This is a genomic window from Sorangium sp. So ce381, assembly GCF_051473845.1.
GTDB classification, from domain to species: domain Bacteria; phylum Myxococcota_A; class Polyangia; order Polyangiales; family Polyangiaceae; genus Sorangium; species Sorangium atrum.
On record NZ_CP150336.1, the window covers coordinates 8,200,353 to 8,224,677 of the forward strand.

At 70.8% G+C, this 24,325-nt stretch carries 15 protein-coding genes; 6 read left to right on the forward strand and 9 right to left on the reverse strand.

The genetic code is table 11. From position 1 onward, the window contains the following. The first annotated feature begins 207 nt into the window (after positions 1-207). The 3 genes from WMF29_RS30325 to lysA all read left to right on the forward strand — a co-directional run bounded on the left by WMF29_RS30325 (position 208) and on the right by lysA (position 3,495). Positions 208-429 (forward strand): hypothetical protein, encoded by a 222-nt coding sequence (locus WMF29_RS30325; protein WP_272094528.1) that lies wholly within the window; start codon positions 208-210, stop codon positions 427-429. Between the two features lie 7 nt (positions 430-436). After that, positions 437-1,993: a phospholipase D-like domain-containing protein gene (locus tag WMF29_RS30330; RefSeq protein WP_437323628.1), complete on the forward strand. Its 1,557-nt coding sequence runs from the start codon at positions 437-439 to the stop codon at positions 1,991-1,993. A gap of 194 nt (positions 1,994-2,187) precedes the next feature. Then, positions 2,188-3,495, forward strand: coding sequence for a diaminopimelate decarboxylase (gene lysA, locus WMF29_RS30335; RefSeq protein ID WP_437323629.1), 1,308 nt, complete (start codon positions 2,188-2,190; stop codon positions 3,493-3,495). Between the two features lie 54 nt (positions 3,496-3,549). Here lysA and WMF29_RS30340 read toward each other — a convergent pair whose 3' ends face one another. The 7 genes from WMF29_RS30340 to WMF29_RS30370 all read right to left on the reverse strand — a co-directional run bounded on the left by WMF29_RS30340 (position 3,550) and on the right by WMF29_RS30370 (position 16,404). After that, on the reverse strand, positions 3,550-4,818 hold the full coding sequence (locus WMF29_RS30340) for an AAA family ATPase (RefSeq protein ID WP_437323630.1): 1,269 nt from the start codon (positions 4,816-4,818) through the stop codon (positions 3,550-3,552). A gap of 178 nt (positions 4,819-4,996) precedes the next feature. Beyond that, positions 4,997-6,355, reverse strand: coding sequence for an LLM class flavin-dependent oxidoreductase (locus WMF29_RS30345; RefSeq protein ID WP_437323631.1), 1,359 nt, complete (start codon positions 6,353-6,355; stop codon positions 4,997-4,999). 286 nt (positions 6,356-6,641) lie between these two features. Further along, positions 6,642-9,395 carry a beta-propeller fold lactonase family protein gene (locus tag WMF29_RS30350; protein ID WP_437323632.1) on the reverse strand — a complete coding sequence of 918 codons (2,754 nt, stop codon included), beginning with the start codon at positions 9,393-9,395 and terminating at the stop codon, positions 6,642-6,644. 269 nt (positions 9,396-9,664) lie between these two features. Then, positions 9,665-11,236 carry a response regulator gene (locus WMF29_RS30355; RefSeq protein WP_437323633.1) on the reverse strand — a complete coding sequence of 524 codons (1,572 nt, stop codon included), beginning with the start codon at positions 11,234-11,236 and terminating at the stop codon, positions 9,665-9,667. Positions 11,237-11,324: 88 nt separating this feature from the next. After that, entirely contained in the window at positions 11,325-14,192 is a 2,868-nt protein-coding gene (locus WMF29_RS30360) for an ATP-binding protein (RefSeq protein ID WP_437323634.1), read from the reverse strand. Between the two features lie 218 nt (positions 14,193-14,410). Then, on the reverse strand, positions 14,411-15,469 hold the full coding sequence (locus tag WMF29_RS30365) for an ABC transporter permease (protein WP_437323635.1): 1,059 nt from the start codon (positions 15,467-15,469) through the stop codon (positions 14,411-14,413). Next, positions 15,469-16,404: an ATP-binding cassette domain-containing protein gene (locus WMF29_RS30370; RefSeq protein WP_437323636.1), complete on the reverse strand. Its 936-nt coding sequence runs from the start codon at positions 16,402-16,404 to the stop codon at positions 15,469-15,471. The genes WMF29_RS30365 and WMF29_RS30370 overlap by 1 nt, the downstream gene beginning before the upstream one ends. A 353-nt stretch (positions 16,405-16,757) precedes the next feature. On the opposite strand from WMF29_RS30370, the gene WMF29_RS30375 reads away from it, so the two are divergent. From WMF29_RS30375 to WMF29_RS30385, 3 genes are all read left to right on the forward strand, one after another. Next, on the forward strand, positions 16,758-18,425 hold the full coding sequence (locus tag WMF29_RS30375; protein ID WP_437323637.1) for a protein kinase domain-containing protein: 1,668 nt from the start codon (positions 16,758-16,760) through the stop codon (positions 18,423-18,425). A 140-nt stretch (positions 18,426-18,565) separates the two neighbouring features. After that, positions 18,566-19,765 carry a tetratricopeptide repeat protein gene (locus tag WMF29_RS30380; protein WP_437323638.1) on the forward strand — a complete coding sequence of 400 codons (1,200 nt, stop codon included), beginning with the start codon at positions 18,566-18,568 and terminating at the stop codon, positions 19,763-19,765. A 1-nt stretch (position 19,766) separates the two neighbouring features. Then, positions 19,767-21,578 carry a hypothetical protein gene (locus WMF29_RS30385; protein WP_437323639.1) on the forward strand — a complete coding sequence of 604 codons (1,812 nt, stop codon included), beginning with the start codon at positions 19,767-19,769 and terminating at the stop codon, positions 21,576-21,578. Between the two features lie 209 nt (positions 21,579-21,787). Here the strand turns inward: WMF29_RS30385 and WMF29_RS30390 are convergent, their stop codons facing one another. Beyond that, the gene (locus WMF29_RS30390) at positions 21,788-22,318 is read right to left on the reverse strand and encodes a hypothetical protein (RefSeq protein ID WP_437323640.1); all 531 of its coding nucleotides are present in this window, start codon (positions 22,316-22,318) and stop codon (positions 21,788-21,790) included. A gap of 491 nt (positions 22,319-22,809) precedes the next feature. Beyond that, the gene (locus tag WMF29_RS30395; RefSeq protein ID WP_437323641.1) at positions 22,810-23,583 is read right to left on the reverse strand and encodes a hypothetical protein; all 774 of its coding nucleotides are present in this window, start codon (positions 23,581-23,583) and stop codon (positions 22,810-22,812) included. Positions 23,584-24,325: the final 742 nt, after the last annotated feature.

Consider the following 24,325-nt stretch of genomic DNA (forward strand, 5'->3'; position numbering starts at 1 on the left):
CTGCTCCTCCCCTGAACGCGCACCGCCCCCCGCTCGGGGCACGGCCCGGCGGCGGAGGGCCCCGGCGGCCCCGGGCACGCTTGCTCCCTCGCTCCGCCGGCCCCATAGCCTATGTGGCCAGCGCTGCGCGAACCCGCGCGAGCGCGAGCCGTGGTGGCAGCAACACGGTGGCGACGCGACCGCGATCCCGGCACGAAGGTAGATGCGATGCCGTACCTGGTTTTCCGGAATTTCCCCGACAATACACCCATCCCCGATGACTGCTATAGCTGCGACGGCGCGCCGGACTGGGCAGCGTTGCTGGAGTGGATATGCCCCGATCTCTCGCGCGACGAGGCGGAGCGGCTCGCCGCGATCGGCGAAGCGAGCGGGAGCCGGCCCGACGTGGCGGGGCTGAAGCGGCTCGTCGAGGAGCACCTGAAGCCATAGGCGCGCGATGAAGGGCGCACGGACGATCATCGACCCTCGACGCCACACGTGGTGCGACACCCCGGTGGACGACATCGGCCTGCTGGTCGACGCCGACGAGTATTACCCCGAGTTCTACCGGGTCGCGTCCAGGGCGCGGCGGTATCTGCTCCTCGCCGGCTGGCAGTTCGACAGCGACGTCGCCCTGCTCCGGGGCGGTAGGGAGGAGCAGGTGTCGAGCCCGATCACGCTGCTCAAGTTCCTGAACCACCTCTGCGAGCAGAGCCCCGATCTCCAGATCTTCATCCTCGCGTGGGACTTCCACCTCGTGTTCGCGCTCGAGCGCGAGTGGCTCCAGCAGCTCGTCTTCGAGTGGACGAACCATCGCCTGCGCTTCCTCTTCGACGCCACCCACGTCGAGCGCGCCTCGCACCACCAGAAGTTCGTGGTGGTGGACGGCGAGCTCTCGTTCCTCGGCGGCCTCGACCTCTGCGACCACCGCTGGGACGACCGCAGCCACACGAACAAGAACCCGCTCCGCGTCAGCCGAGGAGAGCCGCACAAGCCGTTTCACGACGTGCAGGCCTACCTGCGCGGCCGCGCGGTCGCGCGGGCGCTGACCGAGATCTTCACGGATCGCTGGCGGCGCGCGGGCGGCGTGGACATCACGCTGCCGGACCTCGACGGGGCCGAGCCGACGTTCCCCGACTACCGGCCCGAGGGCGGCGTCCCCCTCGCGGCGGCGCACGTCACGCTGAGCCGCACCGATCCGCACGGCGCGCCCACCGGCGCCGCGCACTGCACGGAGATACGCGACCTCTACCTCGACGCCATCGACGCCGCGGAGCGCTTCATCTACATCGAGACGCAGTACTTCAGCTCTCACGTCATCGCCGAGGGGCTCGCGCGGCGGATGCGCGCGGAGGGCCGGCCGCTCCTCGACGTGGTGCTCGTGCTCAACATGGAGGCCGAGACGATGAAGGAGCAGATCGCCGTCGGCCTCTCCCAGGCCAAGGTGCTCGGCGGGCTGCGCGACGTGGCGGCCGAGACCGGCCATCACCTCGGCGTCTACTACACCCTGCCGGCGTGCGGCGAGGACGAGACCGCCGAGCGCGCCACGTACATCCACTCGAAGCTGATGATCGTCGACGACCGCTTCCTCACCGTGGGCTCGGCCAACCTGACGAACCGCAGCCTCTCGATCGACACGGAGATCAACGCCTCGGTCGAGACCGACGACCCCGACGACGCGCTGGGCCGCTCGATCCGCGCGGCGCGCGCGTCGCTCATCGGCGAGCACCTGGGGGACACGGACTTCGATCGGGTGGACGACCTCGTCGCCTGCCTCGACGGGCTGGCGAGCCCGGCGAGCGGGCCGCGCACGCCTGGGAGCTCGTGCCGGCTGAGGCTCCACCCCTCGCCCACGGCGGACGAGCGCGCCCTGCTCGAGGTGATCGACCCGCAGCAGCTGCCGTTCGACCCCGCCGCGGTCGAGGACATCGACCAGCGCCAGGGCTCGCTGTTCGTCGGCGGGCTCGGCGCGCTCTGGCGGCACCTCTTCGCCAGCCGGGACCCCGCGAAATAGGCGCGCGCGAGGCGCTCCGGGCGAGGGCGCCTGGGAGGCGCGGGCGCGGGCCCGGGCACCCGCGGTCTTCCTGGACCCCGAGGCAGGGCGCGCCCCTTCCGGCCGCCAGGGGCACATGGTAGGCTGTGCCGCGGAATTGCGAACGGTTTCTTCAGGTTGTCTCTCAAAGTTGAAGCGTTGACGCGACGAGGAGTATGCAAGAGGCAGAGATCAAGATCGGGGGCATTTCGGTCCGCGACCTCGCGGAGCAATACGGAACACCGCTCTATGCCTACGATGCCGAGCGCATCCGGGAGAACTTCCGTCGACTCACGCGGGCGCTGCGCGGCAATTACCCGGAGGTGTCCGTCTTCTATGCCATCAAGGCGTGCAACAACCTGGAGATAGCGAAGCTCCTGGTCGACGAGGGCTCCGGCGTGGACGCCGCGAGCCCGAACGAGATCCGCCTGGCGCAGGCGCTCGGGCTGTCGGGCGAGCGGATCATCTACACGGGCAACAGCCTGTCGGACGAGGACCTCGCCGCGGGGCTGCGCGCCGGGGTGGTCTTCAACGTGGATGATCACGGCATCTTGAAGCGCCTGTTCTCGCTCGGGAAGCCGCGCTGTCTGTCGTTCCGGATCAACCCGAGCGGCGAGGACATCGCGACCCCCGACCTGAAGCCGTTCGCGGGCCCGTCCGCGAAGTTCGGGATCCACCCGCGCTACGTGGAGGAGGCCTATCGCACGGCGCTCGAGAACGGGGTCGAGCGGCTCGGGGTGCACATGATGCCTCACTCGCAGGCGCACAAGCCGGAGAACTTCGCGCACGTCACGGGCAAGCTGCTCGACCTGATCGGCCCGGTGGCCCGGAAGCTCGGCTTCGACCTCGCGTTCATGGACATCGGCGGCGGGCTCGGCATCCCTTACCGGAGGGAGCAGCCGTCGCTCGACGTGGAGGCCGTCGCCCGCGGGATCGCCGCGGTGGTCCGGAAGAAGTGCGCGGAGCACGGCCTGAAGGAGCCGCGCCTCGTCATGGAGCCGGGGCGCTACTTCGTCGGGGACGCGGGCTACGTGCTCGGGCGGGTGATCTCGATCAAGCAGGGATACAAGACGATCATCGGCACGGACATCTCGATGAACACGATGGCGCGCCCGGTGATGTACGGCGCGTACCACGAGGTGCGGATCGACGGCCGCCGCGGCCCGACGGCGCCGATGGCGATGACGGGCCAGGTCTGTGAGAACACGGACATGTGGATCGCGGAGCGCGAGTTCCCCGCGGACGTCGCCGCGGGGGACGTGGTCGTCCTGATGGACGCGGGCGCGTATGGCCACGTGATGAGCTACGACTACAACGGCCGCCTGCGTCCGGCCGAGGTGCTCATCGACGGCGGGAAGAGCCGGCTGATCCGGCGGCGCGACACGTTCGAGGACATGGTCTCGCGGATGTGCCTGTCCGACGAGATCAAGGAGCGCCTGCGCGCGGCGTCGGGAGAGGCGGCAGGCGCGAACGGCTGCGGCTGAGCGGCATACCCCTGGGGCGCACGAAGGTGCGTCCCGCTCCCGCGCACCTGAGCTTCATTGCGGGACGGCGAAAGGGACGCTCGCCGCACCCAGCTCAATGCACGGCCCGAAGATAGTCGAGTACACGCCCCGGACCTCGCGGTTCGGGATCGAGAGCAGGTGCGAAGGCTGTTCCATCGGTCCACGCGAGCGCTTCTCGGCCCTGAGGTATCCCGTGAAGACGAGGAGGCTCCACAGCACCTCGTCGCTCCGGTCGAGCTCCCCGAGCGGCACGCTCTCGTCGAGCACGCGCTCGACGCTGCCGCCGTCGAGCAGCGTCGCGAACGCCGGCTCGAGCGCGAGCGCGCGCCGCTCGAGCTGCTCGCGCACCAGATCGTTCGAGATCGAGTTCACCCAGTAGGGCTGCGGCGCGCCGTCTTCGCGGGAGAGGAAGTTCAGGACGCTCCAGGGGTTGTAGACGACGGTGTCGCCGAACAGATACCCGTTGTACCAGGCGCGCAGCGACGGGAGCCGCTCAAGCCGGCCAGACCTCGTGAGCAGCGACTCGACCTCGGGCTCGGTGAACCCGAAGCAGGTGTCGAACTCCGGCGCGAGCAGCGAGTAGACAGCCACGTTGTTGAGACCTGAAAAGATGCTCTCCTGGGCCACGCGCAGGACGCCGGTGAGCACCGCCTTGAACAGGTGCGGATTGCCCTTGAGGCCCTCGGTGAGGAACGCACGGAAGAAGCCGATGACCTGCGCCGAGTAGCCGTGGCGATACCCGGCGTGGATGGGCTCGTCGTACTCGTCGAGGAGGATGACCACACGCTCGCCGTGGGATCGGTGGAGATAGCTCGACAGGTCGAGCAGCGCTGTCTCGTATGCGATCCTGCCAGCCGTGCCGTCGAGGACTTCGCGATACCGCCGGGCTTCACGCTCGCTCAGCGCGCCGCTGTCGAGCAGGTCGCGGTGCTCGTCGAAGAGGCGCGCGATCCTGTCCTGCACGCCCTCCCAGAACGCGTCGAAGCTCTCGGCCTTCACCCCCTTGAAGGTCAGGTGGAGCACCGGGTAGCGCTGGAAGTGCGCGCGGTACTGCTCGCCGGCCTGCCAGATCCGAAGATCACGAAACAGCGGGGAGAGATCCTGTGCGTGCCGCTCGAAGAAACAGCGCAGCATGGAGAGGTTGAGCGTCTTGCCGAAGCGCCGCGGGCGCGGGAGCAGGACGACCTCGGTGCCCGGCCTGTCGAGGAGTTCCTGGATCAGGTGCGACTTGTCGACGTATTCGAGCCCGAGTTCGCGGAGCCGGCGGAAATCGTCGATGCCGATGGGGACCTGGATGCTCATGGCGCCTCGGGCGGGGCGGCGTGCCCTCCCCGACACTACTCCGCCACCCATCAGCGGCAAGAGCCCTGAGCGAGCGGCACGAGCCCTGAGCGTCCAGCACAGTGGGCCGGGCGTTCTGCTTCTCTGCCGGACCCATCGGCACGGCCAGCTCCACGAGCTCGAGCCAGACCAGGTGCCTTCAGGCCGCCGACGCCCGCGGCTTCGCGCCGGCCGCGTGGCGGTTTGCCGGCCGAGCCAGCCCGAGGTTCTCCCGCAGCGTGCGGCCCTCGTACTCCGTTCGGAACAACCCGCGCCGCCGCAGCTCCGGGATCACCAGCTCGATGAAGTCGTCCAGCCCGCCCGGCAGCCACGGCGGCATCACGTTGAACCCGTCGGCGCCGCCCTGCGTGAACCACGCCTCCAGCTGATCCGCGATCTGCTCCACCGAGCCCACGATCGTCCAGTGCCCGCGCGCTCCAGCCACCCAGAGGTAGAGCTCCCGGATGGACAAGTTGCGCTTGCGCGCGATGTCGAACATCAGCGCTTGCCGGCTCTTGTTGTTGTTGGTCTCGGGCAGCTCGGGGAGCGGCCCGTCCACCGGATACGCGGACAGATCGATCCCGCCCGACAGGCCCGAGAGCAGCGACAGCCCGACCTCCGGCAAGATGAGGTCCTGCAGCTCCTGGTACTTCGCCCTGGCCTCCGACTCCGTCCTTGCGACCACGGGGAACACCCCCGGCATGATCTTCAGCTGGTCAGGGTGCCGCCCGTACTTGGCCATCCGGCCTTTGACGTCGGCGTAAAAGGCCTGCGCGTCTTCCAGCGTCTGCTGCGCGGTGAAGATCACCTCGGCGGTCTCGGCCGCGAGCTCCCTGCCCGCCTCCGACGACCCCGCCTGCACGATCACCGGGTGTCCCTGCGGCGGACGCGGGATGTTGAGCGGCCCTCGAACGGAGAAGAACTTCCCCTTGTGATCGAGCGTGTGCAGCTTCGCCGGGTCGTAGTAAGCCCCCGACGCCTTGTCGCGGAGGAAGGCGTCGTCCTCCCAGCTGTCCCACAGGCCGGTCACCACATCGACGAACTCGCGCGCCCGGACATAGCGCTGCGCGTGATCGGGGTGAGCGTCGAGCCCGAAGTTCCCCGCCGCCTCGCCCCCGCCGGTGGTGACCACGTTCCAGCCTGCGCGCCCCTGGCTGATATGGTCCAGCGAGGCGAACTTGCGGGCCAGCAGGTAAGGCTCCTCGTACGTGGTGGACGCGGTGGCGATGAAGCCGATGCGCTCGGTGACGACCGCGAGCGCAGAGAACAAGGTGACCGGCTCGAAGCTGGCCCCATAAGCGGTGCGGCCCTGCGCTCCGGGCCGGTTCTGCAAGGCGAGCCCGTCCGCCAGGAACACGGCGTCGAACTTGGCCCGCTCCGCCGCCTGCGCAATGCGCCTGTAATGCGCGAAGTTGATGCCTCCGTCCGCCTGCGCCTGCGGGTGCCGCCAGGCCGCCACGTGGTGTCCTGCGCCAGGCAAAAAGGCGCCCAAACGGATCTTCCGCTGATTGTCGCTCATGGATGTCCTCGGTCTCGGTCCTTCACGTGCGCGCGAGGGCGCGTCGCCGCGCGACCGCCGCACGCGATCACCACGCGCTCACCACGCCCAGAGCGCAAGCGCCGTGCCCGGCGCCGGAGCCACGGGCGCAGCGGCGGAGATCGAAGCGCCGGCCCTCCCCTGCCCCCCGACGTGCTGCGAGGGCAGCAACGGATCACCAGCGCTGCGGAAGCATTGCTGTCAGGGAAGCACCCGTCCGCGGCAGCTCACCGGTCGATGGGCGGGTGAGCGCGCGCGATCGTTCCGCTCAGCGATGCGGCCACGGGAACGGCCCGTGCGGTCCCCGTCGCGGAATGCTCTGCGGGTCGGCCGGGTCGCTGCCGGCGTCCCGCTCGTCGCCGTCGCGGAAGCCGTCGCCGTCGCGATCGACGCCGATGCGCTCGCCCGACCCGGGCGGCACGCAGGTATACGTCAGCTCGCCGCCGCCCCTCGTGCCCAGCCAGCGGAGCTCGCCGTCCGATCGCCGCGGCGCGCGCGCGCGGTCGGCGTCGAAGCGGCCATTGCCGATGTACAGAAAGCCCACCTCGTCCCCCTGTGACCAGCCCTTGACCACGAGATCGCAGTCGCCGGCGTCGGCGCGCGCCACGAGCAGATCGACGCGGGGGCCGGCCACCGCCGCGTTCGACGACGTGAGCGTGATCTGCTGGCCCACGATGGGCTTCAGGTTCGACTCCAGCGCCAGCATGTACTCCGCCACCTGGCGCTTCAGGAGCTCCCCCTCGGGATCGACAGGGAAGCCGCCGGGGTTCTCCGGGGTCTGGACGAAATCGGAGAAGGCGTTGAACCGGACGAGCGTATCGACGGCGCCGTCGTGGAGGAAGCCAAAGCCGCGGACCTGGTCGCCCATGTGCGCGTTGGAGCCGCCGAACGGGAACACGAACGACTCCGCCATGCCGAACATCCCGACCTTCTGGTACTGATTGCGCAGGTGCGGGACCTTGAAGAGCTGGGTCTCGTTGGCGTTGGCCGATCCGCCGTCGCTGCCGAAGAAGCCCGGCGCGAAGTCGTCGGGGTTGGCGTCGGGGTCGACGACGTGGCACCCGATGCACGAGGCGCCGAGGATGCTCGACACGGGCCCCCCGAAGAAGTCGCGCCCCGCGCTCTGATCGGGCGTGAGCGAGTCGTCGAGCGCGCGGATGGGGTTGGGTGGATACGTGACCTGGAGGATGAAGTCCGTGAAATCGTCCATCTCCTCCTCCGAGATCGTCTCGTCTCGCCCGAGCAGATCGACGAACGATCCGCTGAATTTCTTGAACGCCGCCCGCTCGTCGAACACCCCGCTGTCCGGCTGGGACGTGGGCGCATCATGGCCGCCCGTGCGGTCGCCGCGCCAGTGCATCGGCCCGTGGTTCGCCATGCCGCGCAGGCTCTGGGTCGTCATCGGCCCCTTCATCGGGTGCAAGCTCGTATCCTGGCCGAAGAGATCGGTGCAGAACGGTCCCGGGTTCTCCAGCGCGGTGCCGTCCGGGTTCCCGAGGTCCCACGCGAGGCTGTCGAAGTCGCCGAAGATATGGCAGCTCGCGCAGGACGAGTCGCCGTGGCTCGAGCTCCGCGACGCGTCATAGAAGACGCGGCGCCCCCGGACGACGCTCGGAGGCTCCGGGTTGTGCATCGGCACGTGCGCGACCTCGCGGCGGGTCCGGGTATCGATGACCGAGATCGCGTTATCGAAGCGCGCGAGCACGTAGAGCCGCTGCCTGTCTTCATCGAGGACGAGGCCGGTCGGCCCGCCGCCAGGGACGCGGATCTGGTTCGCGGCGCTGGGCACGAACGTGTCGTTCTCGAGCTTCGCTGTGTCGAAGACGCCGATCTTGTCCGAGCCGAGCGCCGCGACATACAGGGTCGCGCCGTTGCGCGTCACGGCCATCTGCGTCGGTTGCGCCAGGCTCTTCTTGCTCTCGTCGTTCGGTACCGGCGCGCAGCAGCTGCTGTAATCGATGTGTTTGTTGAGGTGCCTCGGGGCGACGCCGCCCGGACCGAGGACGGTGATCCTGCTCTCGTGCAGGTGGCCGCGCACGCTGTGGCCAGCGAAGATCCCGGGCCCCTCGAAGCGCTGCTCGTTCCGGGCGTCGGTGTTGGACACATAGACCTTCCCGTTCACAGGGTTCACGACCATGTTGAACAGGATGGTCCCCACGCCCGTGAAGAATCCGCCTGGCCCGTCCACCTGGCGCGGCGGGTTGGCGAGCGCGTCGATGACGAAGACGTCCTTGTCGGGCAGCGAGAGGCGCACCGCGTCGTCGAAGGGGCGGCCCAGCTCGTCGACCCAGTGGGCTCCGTTGAATTTAAGGATGAGCCCGACCTCCGGCCGGGGGACTCCCTCGAAGTTGGTGTCGGGCCCTGGCAGCCCGCCCGCGGCCTCCCCGCCGTCCGGCACGAGGCTCTCGTCGATGACGGTCGTGCGGTTCCCCGAGTGGAAAGCGGCGGCGTAGACCCGGCTGCCGTCCGGCGTCACCGCGAGCGCGCGCGGCGTATCGCTGAAGAGCGTCACGATGGAGAGCGGCGTGCCGCCGAGCGACGTCCCGAGCCGCCTCGCATCGAACACCCAGACGTCCGCGCGCCCTATGCCGGGCGTCAAGAGCTGCGGATCGAAGGGGGCGTTCTGCCCGCGGTGGGCCGTGGTGATGAAGGCCCGCGAGCGCTGCGGACCGGCGAACACGATGTCGCGCGGCTCATCGCCCACGAGCAGCGTGCGGACGACGCGCGCCCTTTCGGGGTCTCGAACGTCGACCACGCTCACGCTGTCGGACAGGTGGTTCACCACCCAGACTTCATCGTCGCCCCGGGCAGCCACGGCGACCGGCTCGAGCCCCACGGGCACGGACGCCTTGAGCTGCAGACGATTGGCTTCGACGCGGAAGATCTCCAGCCGGTTGTCGGGCGTGTTCACCGCGAAGAGCAGCTTGCCGTTCGCCGACAGGGCCAGGGGGCGGACCTGACCCGATTCGAATGTCGTGAACGGCGTGGCGGCCGCCGCGGGGAGAGCGGCGGCGAGGAGCATGGCCGTAGCACCTGCGCTCACAGCCAGGAAACGGCGCAGACAGCGTGATGGCAGCATTCTTTCAAGCTATGTAGAATAAATAGAATTAACAACAAAAAAACGTTCGGGCGGTCGCGCCGTCATGGCCAGTTCGCTGGCAGTGTTCTGGCTACGTGGTCGCACAGGGTGACAGTCATGATATCGAGTCTCCGTACGCCACCCTACGCCACCGTGCGCCGCCGTGTGCCGCCTCACCCGCGCGGTCCCGCAGGCGCGCCGGCGAGACGACGTCAGCGGACCTGTCGCAGCGCGTAATCGATGCCGCTCCGGAGCGTCCCCCGGGTGACCACGGTGCTGAGATCGATCTCGAGCGAGACGAGCGTTTGCGCCAGCTCGGGGCGCAGGCCGGTGATCACCGTCGTCGCGCCGAGCAGCCGGAGCGCCGCCGCCGTGGCCATCAGCGTGGTCGCGACCGCGGAGTCGATGATCGTCACGCCCGTGACGTCGATGATCACGACGTCCGTCCGGTTCCCGTGCACGGCGTTCAGCGCCGCTTCGAGCGCCTGCTGCGCCCGGCTGGCGTCGATCGTCCCGATCAGCGGCATGACCATGATCCGCTCGGTGATCGGGATGAGCGGCGTGGAGAGCTCCGCCAGCCGCTCTTTCTGCACCCGGATGATCTCCTCCTGCAGCGCCGCGCGCGCCAGCTCCGCGCGCTCGCGCTCGGTGAGCTCCAGCGTCAGCCGCTCGTTCGTCCTGCGGAGCTCCTCGGTCTGGCGCGCGACCTCCGTCTCCAGCTGCTCGTTCGACCTGCGGAGGGCGGCGTAGAGGAGAGCGACCTTCACGGCCACGGCCGCCTGGGAGGCGAGGAGCCTCAGCGTCTCCAGCTGCGTCGGTGTGTAGGGGTGAGGGACCGCCTCGCGCTCGACGTACAGGACGCCCGTCAGCTCGCCCTGATGCATCATCGCCATGCAGAGGATCGACCGCGGTCCGCTCGCCCCGAGGTAGCGGTCCCCGGCGAGGCCAGGCTCGCCGCGCGTATCCTGGATGAAGACGGACTCCTTGGTCCTGGCCACTCCCTGGATGACCGTCACGGCGAGCTGCTCGTCCGCCTCGACGGGCGTCGCGAGCCCCAGCCGGACCGCGTCCGGGCGATCCCTCGTGATCGAAGCCTCCACGAAGAGCCCGCCCTCGCGCGCGAGCACGAGGACGCACCGCTCGGCGCCGGCGTGCTCGAGCGTGATCCGCAGCAGCCGATCGAGCACCCTGTCGAGGACGACCTCGCCGGCGACCGTCTGCGCTGCCCCGATGACCGTCGCCATATGGGCTTGAGCCTGCGTGAGCTCTTCCAAGGCCCGCTCGAGCTCCGCCGTCCGCGCTGCCACGCGCCGCTCCAGCTCGTGCGTGAGCTTCTGCAGCGCCGCCTCGGCGGCGACGCGCTCCTCGACCTGCGCCGCGAGGCTCTTCATCAGCTGCCTGAGCTTCGTTTGCACCCGGACGCGCGCGAGCAGCTCCTCGCTCTGGAACGGCTTGAGGAGGAACTCGACGGCGCCGAGGTTCAGCCCCTTCACCTTGTCCGCGTTCATCTCCGTGCTCGCCGTCATGAAGATGACAGGGATGTCGCTCGTGGCCGGATCCGCCTTGAGCCGCCGGCACGTCTCGAAGCCGTCGATCCCTTCCATCTTCACGTCCAGCAAGATGAGATCCGGGGCCACTTCCTTCGCGAGCTGGATGGCTCGCAGGCCGTTCGTCGCGGCCGCGATCTCGAACCCCCAGCCCGAGAGGTTGTCGCGGAGCAGCCTCAGGTTGCGTGGCTCATCGTCGACGATCAGGACCGTGCCCGTATCACTCACATTCGTCACACTGCCCTCTCCAGCGGCTAACCTCACCCTTCGCGCCAGCGACGCTGCATGAGGATGACTACGCTCACAGCAAATCCCAAACCGACGCTCATCCGGCGCTACCGTCGATGCGCCCGGCGACGAACTCTTCTATCGACTCCAGCCGGAAGTCCTCGGAGAGCTCGCGCAGGTGCTTGGCGAAAGGCGCGAGCCGCGGGTCGCCCAGCTCGAGCTTGTCCGCGTATTTCTGGATGTGGTTGACGAGCCCCTTGCGCGCGAGCTCGCGCAAGGCCTTGAGGTCCTCGTCCGGGGGCAGGACGACATCGGGGGGGCTGGTCACACCCGAGCTGGGGCTCGGCTCCGTCTCCTCGCTGGCGCCGTCCTGCCGCTCGTAGATCCACTCCAGCTTGAGGTGCCGCTGCAGCTTCTCGAGCAGCTCGTCCATCTGCAGCGGCTTGGCCAGGAAATCGTCCGCGCCTGCTTCCAGGCTCTTGTCCTGGTCGGTGATGAACGCGCTGGCGGAGGACGCGATGATGACCGTCCCTCCGAGCTCTGGCACCTTGCGCATGCGGCGCATCATCTCCCAGCCGTCGAGCACGGGCATCGCGAGATCGGTGATGATCAGATCGAACCTCTCGCTCGCCGTCCTGGCCAGGCCCTCCTGGCCGTCGTTCGCCTCCGCCAGCTCGAACCCGAGGGTCGCGAGCATGTTGATGACCACGGCGCGGTTCTCCGGCTTGTCGTCCACAACGAGGAGCCTCCGTCGCGGGCCCCTGTAGCCCACGATCTGCCCCTGCGCCGTGCGCCTCACCGTGTCCGTCCAGTTGGGCGCCTCGGCGAGCGTCAGGTCCACCCAGAAGACGCTGCCTTTCCCGAGCTCGCTCCTGACCTGGATGGAGCTGCCCATCAGCGTGACGATGCGCTGGCTGATCGCCAGCCCGAGCCCGGTACCCTCGCGGTGACGACTCTTGTCTCCGACCTGCTTGAAGGGCAGGAATATCTCGCCCAGGTGTTCGGCGCTGATGCCGGTCCCCGTGTCCTCGATCTCGAAGCGTATCCTGTGCATCTGGGTTCGCGACTCGGGGCTCGCGCCGCCCTCCGGGAGCTCCTTGCGCGCGCCTTGGGGCCCGCATGGCACCTCCACGACCGTGAAGGTGACGCTGCCGTTCTCGGTGAACTTGATGGCGTTGCCGAGCAAATTGAGCAAGATCTGACGCAGGCGCCGCTGGTCGACGCGCACCCCCGCGGGCAGCGTGGGGCCGGGCTTGAACACGAACGCGATCCCCTTCTGCTCCGCGCGGATCCGGCAGATCTCGGCCGTCGCGTGCAAGAACGACGGGAAATGGAAATCGTTGGGGTGAATCTCCATCGTCCGCGACTCGATCTTCGCCAGATCGAGGACGTCGTTGATGAGGGTCAACAGATGAGCGCCGGACTCGGCGATGACCTCGACGCCGCGCAGATCCTGCTGGCCCAGGCTCTTGGAGCGCCGCAGGATCTGGGCGTACCCGAGGATGCCGTTGAGCGGTGTCCGCAGCTCGTGGCTCATGTTGGCGAGGAAGTCGCTCTTCGCCCTGTTGGCCGCGTCCGCGGCGACCGTCGCCTCCTTGAGCTCGGCGGTGCGCTGCTCGACGCGCTGCTCGAGCTCCTCGTTCGTCTTCGCCAGGGCGGCGAACGTCTCGCGGAGCTGCTGGGCCATGCCGTTCAGCGCGTCGCCGATGTGCACGAACTCCCGGGTGCCTGACGCCTCGAAGCGCTGCTCGAGGTCACCGCCCCGGATCCGCTCGGCCGCGGTGACGAGCTGGCGCACGGACGGCAAGGTCACGCGCATGATCACGAGCACGGGCAGCGCCACGAGCGCCAGGATCGAGAACGCCGCGATCAGCCAGTAGTCCCAGTACAGCCCCTTCACCGACGAGAGCAGCGCCGCCCGAGGTACGTCGGTGAGCAGGTACCAGTCCGGCGCGGCGATGCGCGCCGCCACGATCACCCGCTCGTCCGTGCGGCCGACCACGTGCGCCGCCACGGCGTTGTCGCGCTTCGCCGCCTCGAACGCGCGCTTGAGATCGTCGTCGCCGATGGAGTCGACCGTCAGCGTCCCTTTGCTCCCGTGGATCTTGTCCTGGTGCACGCTCGAGACGAGCACCGTCCCGTCGCCCCTCACGAGGGCGTGCTCCGTCCCCGGATACAGCGAGAGCTCCCGGAAGCTGTCCATCACCGCGTTGACCGTGACATCGTGCCCGGCGCTGCCCGCAAACACCCCGTCGTGGAAGAACGGCACCACGACGCTCACCATCCACTCGCGCGCCCCTGGGTCGTAGCTCGTCGGCGTCCAGCGCGGCTTTCCTTCAGGGTTGTTCGCCGGCAGCACGAGCGTCGTCCACTCCGAGTTGACGAAATCGACGGTCGTGTCGACCTGGTCGATGTAGCTCGTGTAGCTGGGCCAGTACATCACGAGCCCGTTCCGCCTGGGGATGAGCCAGGTGTTGATGGGCTCCCCCGGCGCTCCGGCCGAGTACAGCTCGGTCATGCGCTTCAACTGCAGGAGAAAGACCTTCTCCTGGTCGTCGAGCGGGTACCCGGCGGGCAGCCAGATGATGGCGTCTCGCTTGGGCTCGAAGCCCGCGTTGCGCGACACCATGCCGCCGTCGCGCGACGACCCGACGAGGGCGTCGAACTTCTGCGGGGACTCTCCCTCGACCTCATGCAATGCCGAGGTGAGCAGGCGGCCGTACCGGACGACGCTCGCCTCGGCCTGGATGAGGCGGTCGTTCATGCGGCGGGTCCACTCGTCATGCGTCCGCGCGAGGACGCCCAGCTCGTTCTTCAGGATCGCGCCCTCGATGGCCCACGCCGCGATCCACAGCCCCGGCCCGACGAACACGAGCAGCGCGACGGCCAGCGGCCCCGCGACCCAGAAGGACAGACTCGGTGCGGTGCGAGGGCGTTGGCCGCTCCGCTCCCCCCGTTCATTCATGCGGTCATCGTACACGATTACAGGACCGCGCCACTTTGGAAGGTCAATGTCCCGAACAGAAAATATGGACACACGGTAGGATCATGCGAGCCTCACGAGGACTGCTCCGCCACCTCGACGCAGGTTGACTGACATGCTGACTCAGCGAGAGATCGATTGGCGCACAGCGTGCGCCGGTGAGCTCGCGCACCGTGGCCCGGTGGCGCTGGCCGCGGGGGCTACTCCCAGCGGAAGAGCTTGAGGGCGAGCGCGAAGGTCGCGACGCCCCAGGCGAGGAGGAGCGCGAGCTCGGGCGCGATCGCGGCGAGCGGCGCGCCCTCGAGCATCACGCCGCGGAGCGCGTCGTTCAGCGCGGTGAGGGGCAAGGCCTGGACGAAAGGCTGGATCGCGTCGGGGAAGCGATCGGCCGAGAAGAAGACGCCGGAGCAGATCCACATCGGGAACGTGACGAGGTTGCCCAGGCCCGAGATGCCCTCGAGGGTCCGCGGCCGCGCCGCGATGAGCAGGCCGACCCCGGCGAACGACAGCGCGCCGACCACGGCGACCAGCGCGAGCGCCGCGAGCGAGCCGGCGATCGGCACGCGGAGCACGAGGACCGCGAACAGGAGCAGGGCCGCGACCTCGAGCGCCAGGAACACGAGCCGCGCCCCGAGGTGCGACGCGAGGAGCTGCCACCGCGGCATGGGCGACGCGACGAACAGCTTCAGGAGCTTGCCGATGCGCTGCTGCACGATCGCGACCCCGATCCCCCAGATCCCGGTCAGCATCACGTTCATGCCGAGCAGCCCGGGCACCAGGAAATCGACGTAGCGAGAGCCCCTCTCGGCCTCCGTCACCTCGAGCGCGGCGGGGCGGAAGGCGTCGGCGCGGCCCGCCGCGCGCTGGAGCGCCTGGTCCACCTCGAGCCGGGCGAGGCGGCTCTCCGGCCGCGCCGGATCGAACCAGTACGTGGGCGGATCGGTGGCGAGCACGACCAGCGCGACCTTGCCCGTCCGGAGCTCCTGCTGCGCCTGCGCCCGCGGGACCACCCGCGGGACGACCTGCCCCGACGCCTCGAGCGCCGCGCGCCGCGGCTCGGCCTCGGCGCCCTCCTCGACGCTCACCCGCACGGGCTCCGCGGGCTGGTCCCTGAACGCGACGGCCAGCGCCGACGAGAGCAGGATCGGGAACACGAACATCCAGAAGATCGCCTCGGGCTCGCGCAGGAACTCCGCGACCCGCGCCCGGATGAGGAGCGCGAGCGACGAGGCGCGCAGGGAGCGGAGCCACCGCGCCATCACGCCGCCCCGTCGTCCGCGAGCGTCCGCCCGGCGAGCGCCATGAACACGTCCTCCAGGCTCGCGTGGTGCGTCGCGAGCCGCTTGGGCGTGGCCCCGCGCGCCGCGCAGAGCGCGAGCAGCGGCGGGATCACGCGCGCGACGTCGCGCACCGTCAGCCGGAGCGCCCCCTGCGCGGAGCGCACGGCCTCCACGCCCGGCAGCCCCATGAGCTCCTCCTCGGCGATCTCCGCGTCCACCTCGACCTCCACGACGTGCTCGGCGCCGAGCGAGGCGACGAGCGCCGCCGGCGTGCCGAGCGCGAGCAGCCGCCCGCGATCGACGATCCCCACGCGGTCGCAGAGGCGCGCGGCCTCCTCCATGTAGTGCGTGGTCAGGAGGATCGTGCGGCCGCGGGCCTTCAGATCCTCGACGATGGCCCATATCTGACGGCGCGACGCGGGGTCGAGGCCGGTGCTCGGCTCGTCGAGGAACAGCACCTCCGGATCGCCCGCGAGCGCGCAAGCGAGCGACAGCCGCTGCTTCTGCCCGCCCGAGAGCGTGCGCACGAACGCGCTCGATTTCTCCTGCAAGGCCACGCAGCGCAGCGCCTGCTCCGGCTCGATGCCGCGCGGGTAGAAGCTGCGGAACAGCGCGATCACCTCGCCGACCCGGAGCTTGTCCGGAAAGCGCGTCTCCTGGAGCTGGATGCCGAGCCGGGCGCGCAGCGCGATGCCGTCCCCCACCCAGCGCTCGCCCAGCACCTCGACCTCGCCGGCGTCGGGGCGGCTCAGCCCCTCGAGGATCTCCACCGTGGTCGTCTTGCCCGCGCCGTTCGGGCCGAGCAGGCCGAAACACTCGCCGCGCTGCACCTCGAGGTCGAGCCCGTTCACGGCCACGACGTCCCCATAACGCTTGACCAGGCCGCGGCAGACCAGGGCGGGAGCGGCAGACACGGCACGTCTGTATCGCAGAGGACGGCAGAAAGGAACCGGGACACTTCAATCCATCGCGGCCGTCGGCGCGGCCCATCACGGCCTCCGGCGCGACGACGCGTGCTGGGCGGAGGCGCCCTCGGATCGCCCTCAGCAGATGAAGCGCACCTCCACGCGCCCACAGGAGCGCCGGAAAATTCGACAGACGACGCGACGTATCGCCTCTCCGGAGAATCGAATCTCACCAGACACCTGCGGCGAGCGCGTCGAGCGCGGCCCTGCAAGGAACCATCCGGTCCGAGATCGCGGCTGGCCGGTCTGCAAGCTCAGAGCGACGGAGTGGGGGGCGCGTGGTGAGCGATGAAGAGGGAGTGGTGCCCGTGCACTGCGGCGAGGTCATCGCAGACCGCTACCGGGTCGAGCGACCGCTCGGCATCGGCGGGATGGGGGCCGTCGTCGCGGCGCGGCACCTGTCGCTGGGCGAGCTCGTGGCCGTCAAATTCATGCGGCCGGAGCACTGCGGCAACGCGGCGCTGCTGAGGCGGTTCCAGCGCGAGGCGCGCGGGATGTTCCGGATGAAGACGGAGCACGTGCCGCGGATCTACGACCTGGGCGCGCTCGCCCCGAGGCCGGGGATCGCGCTGCCGGTGCCGTACATCGTGATGGAGCACCTCTCGGGCAACGACCTCCGCTCGATCCTGGAGCGCCGCGGGCGGCTGCCGGTCGACGAGGCGGCGGAGTACGTCCGTCAGGCCTGCGTTGCCCTGACGGAGGCGCACGCGCTCGGGATGGTCCACCGGGACCTCAAGCCTGCGAACCTGTTCCTGACGTACCGGACCGACGGCACGCCGCTCCTCAAGGTGCTCGACTTCGGCGTCGCGAAGTTCACGAGCGCGAAGCCGGAGCACGACGGGCTCGAGATGACGACGGCGCGGTCGGTCATGGGCTCCCGCCGCTACATGGCGCCGGAGCAGATGCTGACGCCCAAGGACATCGATCTGCGCGCGGATCTGTGGGCGCTCGGGGTCGTGCTCTACCAGCTCGTGAGCGGCACGCTGCCGTTCGGCGCGGAGACGCTGGAGCAGTTCGTGCTGGTCGTGTCGGAAAAGGCGCCCCGGCCGCTCCGGAGCGTGTGCGCCGATGTGCCCGAGGGGTTCGAGGAGATCGTGATGCGCTGCCTCGAGAAGGACCGGACGCGTCGCCCGGCCTCGGCCCGCGAGCTCGCCGCCGCGCTCGCGCCGTTCGCGCTGCGCGGAGCGCCCGACGCGACGCTGCCCACGGGGGTGCACCGGAGCCAGCCGACGTTCACGTGGCTCGACGATGGGCCGCCCACGACCGCCGCGCGGCCGCCCATGACGTCCGCTCGGCCGCCCATGACGTCCGCTCGGCCGCCCATGACCGCCGCTCGGCCGGCCGCGATCTCCGCGAGGCCGCCCACGACGTCCTCCGGGCCTGCCGAGACGAGGCGCGAAGGCCGCCGCCCCAGGCGAACCTGGCTGGCGGCCACGGCCGGCGCCGTCTCCGCGAGCGCCACGCTGGCCGCGATCCTCCTGTCGCCCGGGTGGCCACGGGCAGCGGGATTGACCTGGGCCGATGGCACCGGGGCGCAGCACCTCGCGGCGGTGCCGCAGGGGCTCGCCGCGGTGCCGAAGGAGAACGCGGTGGCAGCCAGGTCGTTCCAGGAGCCCGATGACATGGCCGAAGGTGCACCGCACGACGGCGCTGCCAGCGCGTGCGACGCTCCCCAGGCCGACGCCAGAGGCGCGCGCCCGGCCGCGCGCAGCGGAGCCGGCGCCGTCCTGTCCACGAGGACCGCGCCGCCCGCACGGGCGGCTGCGGGGAGTACGCAGCGCGCGCCAGCGCGCGGGGCGCGCGCGTCTGAGACGTCGCCGGCGCCCGCAGCTGGAGCCGCTGTGCGGACGGCGGCGGATGCGCCGGCGCTCGCCCGGGGCGCGGCTGCAGGCGCGCCGTCCCTCGCGGCAACGCCCGGTAGCGGCGCTGAAACCGCGACGCCGGCGGGCACGCCGGACAGCCCGTGGTGATCGCCATGCGCCGAGGAGCCCTGCCGAAGGTCCCCTGTTGCTCGCGCCCGCGAGGGCTCGCTTCCGCCCTCGCAGCCCTGTCGCTGTCGATCGCGCCGGCGAGCGGCAACGCTGGCGGGCCCGGTCCGGCGCAGTCCGACATGGCACAGACGAGCCCTGATCTGGCACAGCCCAACCTCGGACAGCTCAACCCGGGACAGGCCAAACCCAACCCGGGACGGCTCAACCCGGGACAGGCCAAACCCAACCCGGGACAGCTCAACCCGGGACAGGCCAAACCCAACCCGGGACGGCTCAACCCGGGACAGGCCAACCTGGGACAGATCAAACCCAACCTGGGACAGCCCGACCTGGAGCAGCCAAAACCCGACCCGGGACAGCCGGGCGGGCACAAGGAGCAGGTGCTCGCGCTCTATCAGGCCGCGACGCGCCTTCTCGAGGCGGGCCGCATCGCCGAGGCGTGTGCCATGCTCGAGCAGGGCCGGACGCTCGATCCAACCGCCCTCAACCTCCTCCTGCGGCTCGGCGAGTGCCTCGCGCGCGCAGGCAGGACCGCGGGCGCCTGGAACGTCTTCAGCGAGACCGCGGCCATCGCGAAGAGCGCGGGAGATCCCCGCGCCGCGCGCGCGGCCGCGCTCGCGGCGGCGCTCGAGCCGCGGCTCTCGCGGATGGCGATCGCCGTGCCCCCCGGGAGCGCCGCGCCGGGCCTGGAGATCCGCCGCAACGGCGTGCTGCTCCTGCCCTCCCAGTGGGGACAAGCGCTCCCGGTCGACCCGGGGACACACACGATCGAGGCGCAGGCGCCCGGCAGGAAGCGCTGGTCGGTCGTGCGCGTCGTCCCGCCCGACGGCGCGGGCATCGTCATCGAGCTGCCCCTCCTGGCGCAGGAGCCGCCTCCTCGCGCGCTCGCCGCCGCGCCGAGAGGCCCCAGGACGCATGCGCCTGCCGTCCTGCCGATCGACGACCGCGGAGGCGACGCCGGCGCAGGGCGCGTGCAGCGCGTGATCGCGCTCGCGACCGGCGGCGCCGGCCTGGTCGGGCTCGGCCTTGGCGCCGTCTTCGGCGCGGAGGCGATCGCCCGCAGGGACGCCTCGAACCGGGGCCACTGCGACGCGCGGAGCCGCTGCGACGCCGTCGGGGTCGCGCTGCGCGAGGACGCGCAGAAGGCCGGCACCGCCTCGACGATCGCGTTCTCGACCGGCACCGCCGCGCTGCTCGCGGCCGGCCTGCTCCTCTGGACCGCCCCGCCCGGCGCCGCCGGCCCGCCCTCGCGCCGCGCCACGGCGACGGCCGCCGCCGGCCCCGGCGCGTTCTCCCTCGTCGTGGGTGGGAGTTATTGACGTGGGCGTACGCGGCACGACCGGGCTCGGCCTGCGGTTCACCCTCGTGGCGCTCGGCTGCGCCGGCTGCAACGCGCTGCTCGGGCTCGAGGACGGCATCCTCGTGGAGGAGGGCTGCGCGCCGCTCTCGACCATCGCCTGCTACAGCGGGCCGCCGGCGACCGAGGGGGTCGGCGCCTGCCAGACCGGCCTCATGCGGTGCAACGCCGCCGGCGACGGCTACGGCCCCTGCGAGGGCGAGGTGACGCCTGCGCCGGAGCGCTGCGGCAACGCGGCCGACGACGACTGCGACGGCGCGATCGACGAGGCGGACGGCGACGGCAGCCACCCCGAGGATCCCGCGGCCGACGGCGGCAGCGCCGTCTGCGCCTGCGCCCCCGGGACCGTCGAGCCGTGCCCGTACGGAGGACCGCCGGGCACCGTGGGTGTCGGCGCGTGCAGCGCCGGCAAGCGGACGTGCGGCGTCGACGGCCGGTGGGGCGCCTGCGCCGGCGAGGTCACGCCGCGGGTCGAGGACTGCACGACGCCGGCCGACGAGGACTGCAACGGCGGATGGGACTGCGGCGCGGTGCTCCCCGGCGGACCGCTCGGCGCGCTCCTCGGCGGCGCAGGCCAGGAGAGGGCGCGCGCGCTCGCGGCGGGCCCCGGCGGCTTCGCGATCCTGGGCGGCGAGTTCGAGGGCTCCCTCGATCTCGGCGCAGGGCAGGTCGCGACCGGCGCGGAGCAGGACGTCTTCGTGGCGCGGCTCGATCCGGACGGCGCCGTGCCGTGGACGCGCCGGCTCGTCGACGAGGGGCGAGGCTCGCTGCAGGCGCTCGCGGTGGATCTCGAGGGAGAGGTCGCGATCACGGGCGAGCTCGTGGGGGTGATGAGCGCCGTGGGGCTCACCGCCGACGCGCCGCAGGGCTTCGTGATCAAGCTGGACGCCGGGGGCGGGCTGCGCTGGGGAGCGAGGCTCCCTGGCAGGCCGCAGGACGTCGCGGTCTCGGCGGCAGGCGAGGTCGTCGTCGTCTCGACGCTGATGGAGCCCAGCGGGACCGACGTGGCGGTGACCAAGCTCAGCGCCGCGGGCCTGCAGCTCTGGACGCACCAGTTCGGCGGCGCGGGGAACCAGGAGCCGACCGGTGTGGCGGTGGACCCGCGCGGCGATGTGGTCATGACAGGGACCTTCGAAGGCGAGCTCCAGCTCGGCGAGGAGGCGCCCCGGCTCTCGTCCGCGGGGATGAGCGACGTGTTCCTGGCCAAGCTCGACGAGCGCGGCGAGCACGTCGCGTCGCTGGCCTTCGGCGACGGCCGCCGGCAGCACGGGGGCGACATCGAGATCGGGCCGGGCGGCGAGATCGCGCTGAGCGGGACGTTCGAGGGCCTGCTCGATCTGGGCGGCAGCGCGCTGTTCTCGGAGGGGATGTCGGCGTTCGTTGCCGAGCTCGGGCCTGCGCGAGAGCACCGCTTCAGCCGGGCTTACCCCGCGGAGCGGCCGCCGCGCCTCGCGCTCGAGGCGGACGGCGGGCTCGTCCTGGCGGGCGACGTCGATGGCCCGACCAACCTCGGAGGCGGGCCGCTCGACGGCGCCGGAGGCGGCAGCGACATCGTCGTGGCGCGGCTCGACGCCGGGGGGCGCCACGTGTGGAGCAAGCGGCTCAGCGCGGCCGCCGGGACCCGCGGCGGGAGCCGGTCCGCGGCGGGGGTCGCGTCGTTCGTTGACCGCGGCCACATCCTGCTGGCCGGAACCGTGGAGGGCAGCGTGGACCTCGACGGCGCCACGGCGGAGTCGACCTGGTCCGACATCCTGGTGGCGCGGCTCTCGCCGTAGGGCGCCGACGATCGCCGGCAGGGTCGCATCCGCCAGGACGGCTCATCGCAGGGGGGCTCCTCGGCGCGCTCGACCCTCGATGGTCGCCGGCAGGACGGTACGCGACAAAACAGGACAGGCGATCTCGTCGAGATCGCCTGTCCTGTCCGGCCGGCTCGGATCACCTCAGGATCGATGACGCACGACGCCGGCTCGGCGCCTGAGAGCCATCACTGGCAGGTGCCCAGGCACTCGAGGTACGGGCTGCACGCCGCGTCGTCTTCGCAGGCGGCCGCGGCGGCCTCGATGCAGGCATCGTCCTCGGCGAGGTCATTCAGGCACGCCACGCAGTCGGCGTTGTTCGCATCCAGGTTGATGGTGCCGTCATCATTGCAGACGTCGCTCGTGGCATCGGTGGTATCGCACACGCTGGCGCACGCGGAGTCAGCCGCGCAACCGCACTGCTCGAACCCGTGAATCCCGAGGGCCTCCACCCCTTCCGCGTACGTCTCATCACAGCAGTCCGAGCAATCGTCCGCGGTCTCGGCGTCGGCGCACACTTCGCCCCCGCCCCCCGCGCCGCCCTCGCCTCCGCCCGTCCCGCCTGATCCGCCCTCGCCCGTGGTGGCCGACGACGTGGTCGTCGAGCCCGAGGCGCCCGAGCCGCCGTCGCCGCTCGTGTCGCCGTCACCGCTCGTGACGGTACAGGCCGCCATCACACCCACGCTGATCAGGATCGCTGCGAAACCGAAAGCTTTCATGAATCCACCTCCAGACGAGTAGGGTCGCGCCGCGCGGCTCGTAACTCGGCATTACACGTCGAGCGACGTCGCCGGGCCACGCTCCCTGTGCACTTCAACGCCACCGTCGGCGCCGGGCGCTGTTCCTACACCAGAATTTTACGTGATGGTATCTGCTTCGTGCCTACAGCTGCGCCCCCGCGCCGCAAGCGGCCGCGCCAGGAGCACGCATGTCTCTGCACAATGTGCGCACAATCCACCGGGACAGATCGGTTGTCAGCCGTTTTATGCAACAGGAGCAGACCCTAGCACAGGGCAGGTGCGGGAGATCAAGCGGCTCTGCGTGGATAACCTGCTCCAGGGGAACGCGCTGGGCACGCGGGCGACCTCGACGGCAAAGGTGAGGCAGAAAGCGCCAACCAGAGCTCACTGGTGGCCTGTCGCGCTCCGAACGATCGAGATCTCGATGGAACGGCGGGGAGCTCTCGGCCCTTCTGCTTCCGCGCGCGGCGTTACGAGCCGCCCGCGGCGCGCCGCATGGCGCAGTCGAGGTCGCCTTTGCAGGGGTCGCCCGCTGTACGCGCGCCGCCTGGGCTCGCCGGCTGCGCGGCGGCCGCCGGTCCACTGCTCTCCGCGGCGCGCCTCGCCGACACCTTGCCCCCGGCTGCGGGGGCGGCGGGTCGGGCCTTCGCCCCGCCCTCGCGCGCCTTGTCGCCCTTCTTCTTCTTGGCCGGAGGCGCCTCGGCGGGCGCGGCCGCGACCTTCGCCTCCACCTTCGGCAGCTGCGTCAGCGCCGCGCTCGCCGCGTGCCGCACGCCGGGCTGCGCAGCGGCCTGGAGCGTCTCGCGCGGGGCGCCGAACCACACCGCGCCGGCGACGACCGCCGCTCCGAGGACGCCCACGATTAGGTAGCGCACGCCCGCCGCCCGTCGCGCGCGCGGCGGGCGCAGGTCGATCGGGACCTCGGAGGGCACGGGCGTGAGATCGGGTGGCCTGAACGCTGGCAGCTCGGAAGGCACGCCGAACGGAAAGATCTCCAGGTAGCTGCTGCGCTCTCCGTCGCCTGCGCCGGACCCGTGGAGTTCCGCCATCCCGGAGCTCCTCGCGCCGTGATCGGCCCGCGCGCCGTTCGTTGTGGTGGCGGCCTTCTCCACCGCGAGCAACGCGCTCAGGGAGATCACCACCGAGTTCTCGTCCCGCGGCCCGGCCGCAACGCCATCCGGCGCCGCTCCGCCGCTCGTGGATCGGCCATCCGTCTCGCCGGGCAAGTGATTGGTGCTTCTCATACGCTCCACCCCGCCTGCCCTCCGTGTCGACCGAGCACAGGGCGCAGACAGCATCTACCAGTGTACTCGCCATTTGCCGCTCTTGATACAAGTTTTTTATTGCACTGGAGAGCGCACCTCATCGCAACCGCTCGCAACAGCTCGCAACAGCGCCGGAGCGCTCGGCGTTCGTGCGCGCAGCGGCCAGAGCGCCCCACACCGTGTCGGCTCAAGCGACATCGGGCGTGACGACCCGGGGCGAGGTCGAGCGTGCGCGTGCAACGGCCTCGCGCCCCGCGCCCCGCAGCCGCTCCCCCGTCGCCCCGCGCCGCGCGCCCCGCGTGCGGTGCATCACACCGGAGCCGGAGCCGGAGCGATTCTCGAGCGGAACGGGAACAACGATGGATCGCGCGACGCGCTTTGTGGTCAGAAATCCAAACGGCCCGCGGAAAACGCACCGCGCCTCCCGGCCGGGCGACATTTCACGTCGGCGAAACCTCGACGAAACATGCCACTCGGCATAAGGCCTTTCACCACGACGTCGTGTGGCTGGCCCTTGTCCGGGGACCGCGCTCTGCTGCGCAGGGCGGCCCTCCGGTGTGTCCAGCCGGGAGTCTCCACTGGCCGGCTCCCGAACTCCCAACGGCTCTTGTGCAGTCGAATCGCCGCGCCGCGTCGATGCAGGGCATTGGACGCGCCCCCGGCACCCAAGGAGGATGCGTTGAATATGTACACGTCTGGGTTGGACGTTGAGGATCGGCCG